The organism is Cobetia amphilecti, assembly GCF_020217465.1.
In the GTDB taxonomy this organism is placed as follows: domain Bacteria; phylum Pseudomonadota; class Gammaproteobacteria; order Pseudomonadales; family Halomonadaceae; genus Cobetia; species Cobetia amphilecti.
Window position 1 is genome coordinate 3,485,038 of sequence record NZ_CP084115.1, and the last position, 11,392, is coordinate 3,496,429.

10 protein-coding genes are annotated in these 11,392 nt (G+C 65.4%); 5 read left to right on the forward strand and 5 right to left on the reverse strand.

The window, feature by feature from the left end:
* Positions 1–134: 134 nt before the first annotated feature.
* From aroE to LCW13_RS14560, 3 genes are all read right to left on the reverse strand, one after another.
* Positions 135–968 carry a shikimate dehydrogenase gene (gene aroE, locus LCW13_RS14550; protein WP_225348173.1) on the reverse strand — a complete coding sequence of 278 codons (834 nt, stop codon included), beginning with the start codon at positions 966–968 and terminating at the stop codon, positions 135–137.
* 43 nt (positions 969–1,011) lie between these two features.
* Complete coding sequence (hemF, locus tag LCW13_RS14555) at positions 1,012–1,932, reverse strand: oxygen-dependent coproporphyrinogen oxidase (RefSeq protein WP_107336010.1); 921 nt, start codon at positions 1,930–1,932, stop codon at positions 1,012–1,014.
* Positions 1,933–2,111: 179 nt separating this feature from the next.
* Positions 2,112–2,693: an L-threonylcarbamoyladenylate synthase gene (locus tag LCW13_RS14560; RefSeq protein ID WP_225347270.1), complete on the reverse strand. Its 582-nt coding sequence runs from the start codon at positions 2,691–2,693 to the stop codon at positions 2,112–2,114.
* Between the two features lie 306 nt (positions 2,694–2,999).
* Here LCW13_RS14560 and LCW13_RS14565 point away from each other — a divergent pair, with 306 nt between their 5' ends.
* Positions 3,000–3,884 carry a 5'-nucleotidase, lipoprotein e(P4) family gene (locus LCW13_RS14565; protein ID WP_225347271.1) on the forward strand — a complete coding sequence of 295 codons (885 nt, stop codon included), beginning with the start codon at positions 3,000–3,002 and terminating at the stop codon, positions 3,882–3,884.
* Positions 3,885–3,971: 87 nt separating this feature from the next.
* On the opposite strand, the gene dprA is transcribed toward LCW13_RS14565, so the two are convergent.
* The gene (dprA, locus tag LCW13_RS14570) at positions 3,972–5,261 is read right to left on the reverse strand and encodes a DNA-processing protein DprA (RefSeq protein ID WP_225347272.1); all 1,290 of its coding nucleotides are present in this window, start codon (positions 5,259–5,261) and stop codon (positions 3,972–3,974) included.
* Positions 5,262–5,362: 101 nt separating this feature from the next.
* Complete coding sequence (locus LCW13_RS14575; protein ID WP_225347273.1) at positions 5,363–6,415, reverse strand: LysM peptidoglycan-binding domain-containing protein; 1,053 nt, start codon at positions 6,413–6,415, stop codon at positions 5,363–5,365.
* Between the two features lie 255 nt (positions 6,416–6,670).
* On the opposite strand from LCW13_RS14575, the gene def reads away from it, so the two are divergent.
* The 4 genes from def to trkA all read left to right on the forward strand — a co-directional run bounded on the left by def (position 6,671) and on the right by trkA (position 11,352).
* A complete protein-coding gene (def, locus tag LCW13_RS14580; protein WP_043333797.1) occupies positions 6,671–7,180 on the forward strand; it encodes a peptide deformylase in 510 nt (169 codons plus the stop codon).
* 185 nt (positions 7,181–7,365) lie between these two features.
* Entirely contained in the window at positions 7,366–8,370 is a 1,005-nt protein-coding gene (gene fmt / locus LCW13_RS14585; RefSeq protein WP_225347274.1) for a methionyl-tRNA formyltransferase, read from the forward strand.
* Positions 8,367–9,818: a 16S rRNA (cytosine(967)-C(5))-methyltransferase RsmB gene (gene rsmB / locus LCW13_RS14590; protein WP_225347275.1), complete on the forward strand. Its 1,452-nt coding sequence runs from the start codon at positions 8,367–8,369 to the stop codon at positions 9,816–9,818. Before fmt ends, rsmB begins: the two co-directional genes overlap by 4 nt.
* A gap of 160 nt (positions 9,819–9,978) precedes the next feature.
* A complete protein-coding gene (trkA, locus tag LCW13_RS14595) occupies positions 9,979–11,352 on the forward strand; it encodes a Trk system potassium transporter TrkA (protein WP_043333795.1) in 1,374 nt (457 codons plus the stop codon).
* Positions 11,353–11,392: the final 40 nt, after the last annotated feature.

Sequence of the window (11,392 nt, forward strand, 5' to 3'; positions counted from 1 at the left end):
GGCCAACCAAAAAGGAGCGGGCGACTCTGTCGAGTCCCCCGCTCCTTTTCATCGTCTGTCGTCTGGCTGATCGTCTGGCTGGCCGTCTGGCTGACCATCTGAATCGACGTGCATGCCCGGCAAGCGCACGCGAATCACCCCTCCGCCAGCATCCTGCGCAGCATGCCCGCCACGGGCCCCGTCTTCGGGCGCTTGTGACGCCACAGGAAGTAGGACTCGGCTGCCTGCTCCACCAGCATGCCGAGACCATCCTCGACCCGCGCGCCGCGCTCGCTGGCCCAGCGCATGAAGACGGTCGGCTCGGCGGCATACATCATGTCGTAGGCGAGCGCCTGCGGAGAGAACAGCGAATCCGGCAACGGCGGCAGCTCACCGCCCAGCGATGCACTGGTGCCATTGATGACCAGATCGAACTGACCCTCGATGGCCGCATAGCTGCCGCCGGACAGCAGGCAGCCTTGCCCCGCCAGGTCGGCGAAGTCCTCGGCCAGCGCGCTGGCCTTGGCGGCGGTGCGATTGGCGATCACCAATGCCGCCGGCTGCTTGGCCAGCAGAGGTTCCAGCACGCCACGCACGGCGCCACCCGCGCCGAGAATCAGGATGCGCGCGCCCGTGAGCGGCGCCTCGAGACGTTCGAGATCACGGGTCAGGCCGACACCATCGGTGGTATCGCCATACAGCTGACCGGTCTTGCCAAGCATCAGCGTATTGACGGCGCCGGCGCGACGGGCACGCGGGCTCAGCACATCGACCAGCCGGAAGGCCTGCTCCTTGAAGGGCATGGTGACATTCGCCCCCTGGCCGCCTTCAGCGACGAACTCGGCCCAACCGGCCGCGAAGTCATCGACCGGCGCCAGTCGCGCCTCGTAGCTCAGCGAGTCCTTGAGCTGCTCAGCGAAGGAGCGATGAATCAACGGGGATTTCGAGTGGGCAATCGGGTTGCCGAATACAGCGTAACGGGACATCAGGACTCCGGGACAATCACAGAAAAGCGTCAGGTCAATGCGGCGATCAGGCCTCTTCGCCCAGCCAGTCGCGGGCATGCAGGAAGTCACGATACAGCACCGCTTCGGCACTGCCTTCCTCGGGCTCGTAGCCGTACTCCCAGTGCACCACCGGCGGCATCGACATCAGGATCGACTCGGTACGTCCACCGCTCTGCAGGCCAAACAGCGTGCCGCGGTCCCAGACCAGATTGAACTCCACGTAGCGCCCGCGACGATAGAGCTGGAAGTTGCGTTCACGCTCGCCATAGGCCGTGTCGCGGCGGCGCTCGACGATGGGCAGATAGGCCTCGAGGAAGCTGTCGCCGACGGATTGCTGGAAGGCGAAGCAGCGCTCGAAGCCCCACTCGTTGAGATCATCGAAGAACAGGCCACCCACGCCCCGCGTCTCGTCGCGGTGCTTGAGGTAGAAGTACTCGTCACACCAGGCCTTGTAACGCGGATAGACATCACTGCCGAAGGCGATGCAGGCATCGTAGGCCGTCTGGTGCCAGTGACGCGCGTCTTCTTCATGCGGGTAGAACGGCGTCAGATCGTAGCCGCCCCCGAACCACCATACCGGTGCTTCGCCCTCCTTCTCGGCGATGAAGAAGCGCACATTGCCATGGCTGGTCGGCACGTGCGGGTTGTGCGGATGCAGCACCCAGCTGACCCCGACGGCGTGGAAGCTGCGACCGGCCAGCTCCGGACGCACCGCCGTCGCGGAGGCCGGCAATTCATGCCCGAAGACATGCGAGAAGTTGACGCCACCCTTCTCGAACACGCCGCCATTCTCGATGACCCGTGAGCGACCACCGCCACCCTCGGCACGCTCCCAGCTGTCTTCACGGAAACTTGCCTGGCCATCGCAGGCTTGCAGCGCCTCGCACAGGCGGTCTTGCAGATCGAGCAGGTAGACCTTGACGTCTTCGAGATTGGCGTGGGCCACGATGCCTCCGGTAGAACGGGAATGAATGATGACGGGGCGACACCCGTCGTTGGCCGCTGCTGGCGGTGAACTGCCAGCTTACCGCGACACGCTGCGCTCGGCAGGTCGGAAAATGCCCCTCTTGGGCGCCTGGATGACGCGGCACTGATCTGGATCAACCCGAGGGGCGATCCTGCTGGTCAGGCGCGCAGTACCTTGCCGGTCGCGAGATCACGAATGGTGCTGGGACGCGGGTTGCCGCCGAGCGGTCCTTCGAGGATCACGTCATTGACCAGCGCATCGCCGAAGGCGTCACGCACCTCGTCTGCGCTCATGGCAGGCGATTCGCCGGCACGGTTGGCCGAGGTCGACACCAGCGGGCCGCCGAAGGCGGCGCACAGTGCCTGAACCAGCGGATGATCGGTCACGCGCACGGCCAGGCTGACATGTTCACCGCGCAGCAAGGGGTGCGCACGGCCATTGTCAGGCACTAGCCAGGTATAGGGTCCCGGCCAGCTGGCCAGCAACTGCTCACGCTGCTCGACGGTTACTCCCGCCAACCAGGGTTCCAGCTGGGCGATATCACCGGCGATCAGGATCAGGCCCTTGGCGGCGTCGCGGGACTTGAGCTTGATCAGCCGAGCCAGGGCCTCACCATCGTCGGGATCACACCCCAGCCCCCAGACGGCCTCGGTGGGATAGGCAACGATGCCCCCATTGCGAAGACAGGCAGCGGCGCCGTCGAGGGCACGCTGATCCAGCGAAACATCACTGACATTCATGATCTGCTCGAACTCCTAGCTGCGGCAACACAATGGCGGCGATTCTAGCACGCTCACCGGCGCGAGACCGACGCTGCACATCGACGCAACACGGCGTCGCGTCGGGGTGGCATAGGCGCACCGCCCGGTTCACGGCATGATGAACGGGTCCATCACCCTCAGGGTATTGCGAAACTGACGCAAAGGCTTGTTTCAAAAGACTATCGAGGTCATTTGAACGCTTTGCTGGACAGTCTCCAGCACTGGGCCTGATGGCGTTTCACCCCCACTTTGCCTCCCCCTTTTCTTCAGACAAGGATGTGATCCATGCGTCGCGCTTTCTCACTGACCACCTCAGCCGCTCTACTGCTGGCATTGGCAGGCTGTGCCAGCTCTGGCACCCAGACGCCGACCGCGCCGGCGCCACGCCCTGCGCCGCTGCAGGATGCCGCAGCACAGGCGCCCTTGAGCGACCAGGCGATGCTGGCGACCCTGTGGATACAGCGCAGCGCGGAGTTTCATGCCCTGTCACTGCAAGCCTTCAACGTGGCCCACGACCGCCTGAATCTGGCGCTGGCGCGTCGCCACGCGCAGGACAAGCCGCTGGCGGTGGTCGTCGATGTCGATGACACCGTGCTCGACACCACCAGCTACGGCGGCTGGGCACTGCGTGAAGGTCGTACCTACGACAGCCAGAGCTGGGCTGACTGGGTGGATGATGCCGTCTCCACGGCTTCACCGGGCGCCGTGGAGTTCCTCAACTACGCACACGCCAGCGGCGTCGATGTCTACTACATCACCAACCGCAAGGCGGCCGGCAAGCAGGCCACCATCGCCAATCTCGCCGCGCTGGGCTTCCCGCAGGCCAATGCCGAGCACGTGATGCCGCGCACCGACAGCTCCGACAAGACCGCGCGCCGCGCGCGGGTCACGCAGGAGCATGACATCGCGCTGCTGATGGGCGATAACCTCGGCGATTTCGATCAGGCCTTCCAGCAGTCCACCACCCGCGCGCGCAATGCCGAGGTCGCCCGCCAGGCGGATCAGTTCGGCCGTCGCTTCGTGCTGTTGCCCACCCCGACCTACGGCGAGTGGGAAGGCGTACTCTACGATGGCAACTGGAGTGCCAGTGAGCGCGAGAAGCGCGCCATGCGTGATGCGGCGCTCAATGCCTGGCAGCCCGAGAGCGGCAGGGTCAGCCTCGGCAAATGAGTTCAGGTTGCCGGCCTCCCGGATCATCACTGTCAGGTCGGCAATCTCGGATCATCAATGCCAGGTCGGCAACATTTGCTCAGAGCGTCAGAGTCGCTTCCAGCCACCCGGTGCCTGCATGACTCGCCCCTCGAGCTCCAGTTCCAGCAACTGCATGCTCAGCTCACTGACCGAGGTGCCACTCAGCTCGACCAGCTTGTCCAGCGCCAGCGGCACGGCCCCCAGAAAACACAATGGCGCCGCTTCCTGACTGACAGGCGGTGTGGCAGCGCGTGACGCTGGCGGCGCCAGGGACGGCAAGGGCAGTGATGTCGTGGGTGTCGCGAAGGTGGCGGAGGCTGTCGCTTGCCGAGCCGAAGTGGCTGAGCGAGAGGCCGCAGAGCCGGCAGCGGGCTGCCTGGATGACGCCACCCGGGCCTGCGTTGACGGCTGCTCGGTCGAGTGAGCCGGCAGCAGGTGCTCGAGCTCCGCCAGCATGTCATCGACATCGCGTACCAGCGTCGCCCCCTGACGGATCAACTCCAGACAACCGCTGGCGGTGATGTCATCGATGCGTCCCGGCAGCGCGAACACCTCGCGATTCTGCTCCATCGCCAACCGGGCACTGACCAGCGAGCCACTGCGCAGCGTGGCTTCGACCACCAGCACGCCAAGTGACAGGCCGGTGATCAGCCGATTGCGGCGCGGAAAATGACGCGCATGCGCGCCGGTGCCAGGCGGATGCTCCGAGAGCAGCAGACCGCCACCCTCCAGCAGCCGTTGGCGAAGATGATGGTGCTGGGCGGGATAGACCACATCGACCCCACAGCCGAGCACCGCCAGCGTCGAGGGGTTGGCCGCATAGTCGTGCGCGCCGAGACGCGCTGACGCCGCCAGGGCTCCCTGATGCGCCGCGGCATCGACTCCCAGTGCCAGTCCACTGGCGACACTCCAGCCACGTGAGACCAGCTCAGCCGCGAAGTCATGCGCATGCCGCAGGCCTGCCTGGCTCGCCTTGCGTGCGCCGACGATGGCCAGCATGGGTAACTCAAGCAGCGACTGCCGCCCCAGCGCCCAGAGCGCCAACGGCGGGTCCGGCAGGGTATCGAGCATGGCTGGCCACTCGAGGTCCGCGGGGGTGAGCAGATGATAGCCCTGTGCCGGCGCATGCCAGGCAAGGTCTGCCATCACCTGCTCATGGAGCGGCGAGGATTCGGGGCGCTCGCACCACAGGCGCAGCGGTGCCGCGAGACGTGGCGGCAATACCGCCAGCCAGCCCTGCGGCCAGTCGGCCCGCTCACGCAGCTTGGCCGCGGTATGCGTGCCAAAACCCGGCAGGCGCGCCAGAAAGACGAAATCCGCCCGCGAGGGGCCGCGTTGTTCGACATCGATCGACACGCCACACCTCCCGAGCGGATTATTGACTCACCCTGGTTGTTCACTTCAGCACGACGAGTCGTTTCACCACGCCGATGCTTGCGGATGACAGGGGCTTTCGATCAGCCGTGGGGCTCCAGCAGCTTGTCACCGACGCTCAATGGGCGGCCGGCCTGCATCACCAGCGCGTAGCTGACCTTGTCGTAGATACGAAATACCATCACCAGGCCACCTTCCTCACCGGGCAGGGTGATCGGCTCGCCGGTGACGGGGTCGGTGATCGTCTCGCCGCGGCGCTCGATACCGAAGACATACCCCGGCTGGATGCCTTCACGGCTGCCACGATTGAGCGCCACGATGTCATTGCGACCGATATTGCGCAGTCCATCGGGGGCCGCGAGAATGACGCCGCCCACATCTTCTTCGGGCGGCTGCGGCTGGAAGCTGGTGGTGATCGCACCACCATCCGCCGGCAGCAGCAGATCACCATTGAGAATCTCGCGATTGGCCGACAGCACGCGCAGCACGCCGATATCGCCTTCGCGACGCTCAAGCTTGATGTCGCCGATGCTGATCATCTCCAGCCCCAGAAACTCCTGGGTGTCCGGGTCCAGATAGCGCTGGCCCTTGCGGTAGACGCTGTAGGTGTCATTGGAGGACCAGTTGCCACGGGCGTAGATGGTATCGCCGGCACCGCTGATCAGACGGGTGTCATCCCCGGCCACGATATAGGGCGCATCGGTGAGCAGCGCCGGGTCAATCACGCGATGCTCTTTCAAGAAGGCCGAGATCTTCTCCAGCGGAATCGGCGGCACCGCCTCGCGCTTGGGAATCTTGCGGATCTGGGGAGACAGCTTGACGACACCGCCCTGGCCACGCTCCAGGCGCAGACGTGGCTCGCCATTCTCGTAGTAGAGCGAGATGCGATCGCCCGGATAGATCAGGTGCGGATTCTTGATCTGCGGATTGGCGCGCCAGACTTCCGGCCACAGCCAGGGTTCACGCAGAAAGCGCCCGGAGATGTCCCAGAGCGTATCGCCACGCACCACCACGTAGGTGGAAGGTACGTCATCACGCACGGTTGCTGCCTGTGCCAGCGACATCCCTGCGCTTGCCCCCAGCGTCGCCATGCCGAGGAGTGCCGTAAAGACGGCATTGCCGACCAGTCGTTTCATGCCCATTCCTGCGTCCCTTGCGTTATTGCCACCCATCGCTCGGTGGTGATGGTCTTGTTCTGAACTCCGCACCGCGCAGACCCGCTCTGCCCCGCGCCTGGTGGCTGCTGACCCCTGTCCATCGCCATGTCAGATCAATCCTGACTATTGCCGCGATAGTAGCAGCATTGACGGCATTCGGTTCCGTTCCTCGCTTGCGCACACTACAATATCAGGCAAATCCTTTCTGACAGCACAACGGTAATTACACCAGCCATGGCCAAACGCGAAATCCTTGAATTCCCTGATGAGCGTCTGCGCAACGTTGCCGCCCCGATCGACACGATCGACGCCGAGCTGCAGACCCTGATCGACGACATGATCGAGACCATGTATGACGCCCGCGGCATCGGCCTCGCCGCGTCACAGGTCGACGAGCATCGCCGTCTCATCGTCATCGACGTCAGCGAAGATCAGTCCCAGCCGCTGGTGCTGATCAACCCGGAATACACCCCGATCGGTGATGAACAGCAACCGATGCAGGAAGGCTGTCTGTCGATTCCTGAATATTATGCCGAAGTCCCACGCTATCTGAAGGTACGACTCAAGGCTCAGGACCGCAACGGCGATGCCTACGAACTGGAAGCCGATGGCCTGCTGGCACATTGCATCCAGCACGAGCACGACCACCTGCAAGGCAAGCTGTTCGTCGACTACCTCTCCCCGCTCAAGCGTGATCGGGTGATGAAGAAGATGCAGAAGCGTCACAAGCTGCAAGAAGCCTGATCCCTCACGCTCGGCCACACGGCCGATATTGAGCGCATGGCGGCACCGCACGAAGGCCGAGGGCAACCCCTCGGCCTTCGTGCGGTTACTAGTCCATCAGCCGCATCTGTCGCGCTGGCCCTCCTGCCGCAACCGTCAGCACCTTGAGCACGGCCGCCTCCGTGCTCCTACATGAGTCATAGCACATGTCGAAAGCCCTGCGCATCGCCTTTGCCGGCACCCCCGATTTCGCCGCCGAGTGTCTGTCCGCCCTGCTGGGCAGTCGCCACGAGATCATCAGTGTCCACACCCAGCCTGATCGCCCCTCCGGACGTGGTCGCAAGTTGACCCCGGGCCCCGTCAAGCAGCTGGCACTCCAGCACGATATCCCCGTCCATCAGCCGCTCAACTTCAAGGACGAGGCCGATCGTCAGATTCTGCGCGACCTCGAGGCCGACATCATGGTGGTGGTGGCCTACGGGCTGATCCTGCCGCAGGCGGTGCTCGATATTCCGCGTCTGGGCTGCCTGAACATCCACGCCTCTCTGCTGCCGCGCTGGCGCGGTGCCGCGCCGATCCAGCGTGCCATCGAAGCCGGTGACAACGAATCCGGCGTCACCATCATGCAGATGGATGCCGGCCTGGATACCGGTGACATGCTGCTGATCCGCCGCACCCCGATCACCGCCAGCACCACTGGGGGCGAGCTGCACGATGCGCTGGCGGCCCAGGGTGGAGAGGCCATCGTCACGGCTCTCGACGCCATCGCCGCTGGCGACCTGCCCGCGACCCGCCAGCCGGAAGACGGCGTGACCTACGCCGCCAAGCTCTCCAAGGCCGAGGCCGAACTCGACTTCACCCGCCCTGCCGCCGAGCTGGACGCGCGCATCCGCGCCTTCAATCCGTGGCCGGTGGCCTGGACCCGCCTTGAAGGCGAGCCGCTGCGCCTGTGGATGTCCCGCACCGGTGAGCAACGCCTCACCGACAGCGTGACGCCCGGCACCCTGCTGGCGCCCGGCAAGGATTGCCTGCGCATCGCCTGCGGCGATGGCCATGAGGTGCTCGAGATCACTCGCGCCCAGTTGCCCGGCGCCAAGCCGCTGTCCGTCAAGGACCTGCTCAATTCACGTGCTGCGCGCTTCCCCGAGGGCCTTGTCCTCGGCGCAGATCACGCCCCAGATACCGATTCCCAGACCGAGACTTCCGCATGAGCCAGTCAGACAACCCGTCCTCCAAGGGCAACGGCAAGAAGCGCAACTCCCTGCCGCCGGCCCGCAGCAAGGGCGGCGCTCACAAGCATGGCGGCGCCCGTCGCAAGCCTGACAATGCACCGGCCTCGCCGGGCGCTGCGGTGCGTGTCGCGGCCGCGCGGACGCTGGCCCCGGTGCTGGCCGCGCGCACCTCGCTGAACCTGGACAGCCTGCCGTCCGGCGTCGCCGGGCGTGACCAGGGCCTCTACAAGGCACTGTGCTTCGGCGTCTGCCGTCAGCTGCCGCGTCTGGATGCCTTGGCGGGCAAGCTTTTGAAGTCGTCCTTCAAGTCGCAGGATCAGGACATCCACGCCCTGCTGCTGCTCGGCCTCTATCAGCTGCTGTACATGCGCATCGCCCCGCACGCCGCCGTCGGTGAGACCGCTGGCGCTGCCCGTGGCCTGGGCAAGGGCTGGGCCACCGGCGTGCTCAACGCCTGTCTGCGTCGTTTCCAGCGTGAGCAGGAAGCGCTGGAAGCCGAGGTCGACAAGGACCCCGCCGTCGCCCTGTCCCACCCCCAGTGGCTGCTGGATACCTTCCAGCGCAACTGGCCGGACGACTGGCAGGCCATCGCCGAGGCCAACAACGCCCAGGCGCCGATGACACTGCGCGTCAATGTCGCCGCCATCAGCCGCGATGACTACCTCGCCCAGCTGGCGGAAGCCGAGATCGAAGGCGTGGCCTGCCCGTTCGCCGAGCACGGCATCACCCTGACCAGCGCCTGCGACGTCAGCGCCCTGCCGGGCTTCGAGGAAGGCCTGGTCAGCGTGCAGGATGAAGCGGCACAGCTGGCCGGCCAGCTGCTGGCGCCGGCCGTGACCGCCATCAACGCCGAGGGTGAAGGCGTGCGCCTGCTGGATGCCTGCACCGCGCCGGGCGGCAAGCTGGCGGACATGCTGGAGCGCTTCCCGGGCCTGGACGCCACCGCCATCGACATCGACGGCGAGCGCCTCGAGCGCGTGGAAGAGACGCTGGAGCGTCTGGAACTGGGTGCCGGTGTCGTATGTGCCGATGCCAGCGAACGCGACTGGTGGGACGGCGAAGTCTTCGACGTCATCCTGCTCGACGCGCCCTGCTCCGGCAGTGGCGTCATCCGTCGTCACCCGGACATCAAGCTACTGCGTCGCCCGAACGACATCGGCGATCTGGCGCGCCTGCAGGGCAAGCTGCTGGCCAATCTGTGGGGCATGCTCAAGCCCGGCGGCACCCTGGTCTACGGCACCTGCTCCATCATCACCCAGGAAAACGCCCGCGTGATGGACCGCTTCCTGGCCGCGACGCCGGACGCCAAGGCCGAGACCATCAAGGCCGACTGGGGCCGTGTCTCAGGTGCTGGCCGTCAGATGCTGCCGCAGGTCAATGGCCACGACGGCTTCTACCTGGCCCACATCACCAAGGCCAGCGCCTGATCACAGCCAGGTGAGCCGTGTCGGCGCGACGTCCGTGATGACATGAGACGCCACGCCTGACATTCCCGGACAGCCGCGCCCCGACTCTCGGGGCGCGGCTGTCTTCCGTCCTGGCACTGGTTTATCCTGTGCCGACTGAGCAACAGCGGACGAGCCGGACATGAAAATCATCATTCTGGGCGCAGGTCAGGTCGGCGGAACGCTCGCCGAACACCTGGCCCATGAAGAAAATGACATCACGGTGGTGGATACCGACAGCGAACGGCTGCGCGAGCTGCACAACCGACTCGACATCCGCACGGTCACGGGGCCGGCGAGCTATCCGCAGATCCTGCGGCAGGCGGGTGGCGAGGATGCCGACATGCTGATCGCGGTGACCAACTCTGACGAGGTCAACATGATCGCCTGTCAGATCGCCCATAGCCTGTTCCACACGCCGACCAAGATCGCGCGCGTGCGCTCGACCGCCTATCTGACCCGCAAGGGCCTGTTCTCGCATGACGCCATCCCGGTCGACGTGCTGATCAGCCCCGAGCAGGTGGTGACGGACCACATCCGCCGCCTGATCGAATATCCCGGCGCCCTGCAGGTGCTCGACTTCGCCAATGGCGTCGCCCAGCTGGTCGCGGTCAAGGCCTACTACGGCGGGCCGCTGGTCGGTCAGGAGCTCGGTTTCCTGCGTCGCCACATGCCCAACGTGGATACCCGCGTCGCCGCCATCTATCGTCGCAATCGTCCGATCATCCCGCGCGGTGACACCGTGATCGAAGCCGATGACGAGGTGTTCTTCATCGCGGCACGCAAGGACATCCGCACCGTGATGGGCGAGCTGCGACGCGTCGATCGCAACTTCCGCCGGGTGGTGATCGCCGGTGGCGGCCATATCGGTGAGCGTCTGGCCGAGACGCTGGAGCACAGTCATCAGGTCAAGATCATCGAGCACTCGCTGGCGCGTTGCACCGACCTTTCCGAGCGCCTCGATCGCACCGTGGTCCTGCACGGCAGCGCCACCTCCAAGCGTCTGCTGCTGGAGGAGAACATCGAGGATTGCGACATCTTCTGCGCGCTGACCAACGACGACGAGGTCAACATCATGTCGTCGATGCTGGCCAAGCGGCTCGGTGCCAAGAAGGTGCTGACGCTGATCAACAACGCGGCTTACGTGGACCTGGTGCAGGGCGGCGAGATCGATATCGCCATCTCGCCCCAGCAGGCGACCATCGGCGGCCTGCTGACCCACGTGCGCAAGGGTGACATCGTCAATGTCCACTCGCTGCGCCGTGGTGCGGCGGAAGCCATCGAGGCCATCGCCCACGGCGATGAGCGCTCCTCCAAGGTGGTGGGCCGACGCATCGAGGATATCAACCTGCCGGAGGGCACTACCATCGGTGCCGTGGTACGCGGCAAGGAAGTGCTGGTGGCGCATCATGACCTGGTGGTGGAGTCCAACGACCACGTCATCCTGTTCGTGGTCGACAAGCGTCGCATCCGCGAGGTGGAGCGTCTGTTCCAGGTCGGGTTGACCTTCTTCTGATGCCGGCCTCCATGACTTCCGCCCCGCGCCCGCCCCGAAC

Coding starts and splice junctions, on each gene's coding strand:
- LCW13_RS14560 (WP_225347270.1), bottom strand. CDS start 2,693: ATGAATGTCAGTGATGTTTCGCTGGATCAGCGTGCCCTCGACGGCGCC.
- LCW13_RS14565 (WP_225347271.1), top strand. CDS start 3,000: ATGCGTCGCGCTTTCTCACTGACCACCTCAGCCGCTCTACTGCTGGCA.
- LCW13_RS14575 (WP_225347273.1), bottom strand. CDS start 6,415: ATGAAACGACTGGTCGGCAATGCCGTCTTTACGGCACTCCTCGGCATG.
- def (WP_043333797.1), top strand. CDS start 6,671: ATGGCCAAACGCGAAATCCTTGAATTCCCTGATGAGCGTCTGCGCAAC.
- fmt (WP_225347274.1), top strand. CDS start 7,366: ATGTCGAAAGCCCTGCGCATCGCCTTTGCCGGCACCCCCGATTTCGCC.
- rsmB (WP_225347275.1), top strand. CDS start 8,367: ATGAGCCAGTCAGACAACCCGTCCTCCAAGGGCAACGGCAAGAAGCGC.
- trkA (WP_043333795.1), top strand. CDS start 9,979: ATGAAAATCATCATTCTGGGCGCAGGTCAGGTCGGCGGAACGCTCGCC.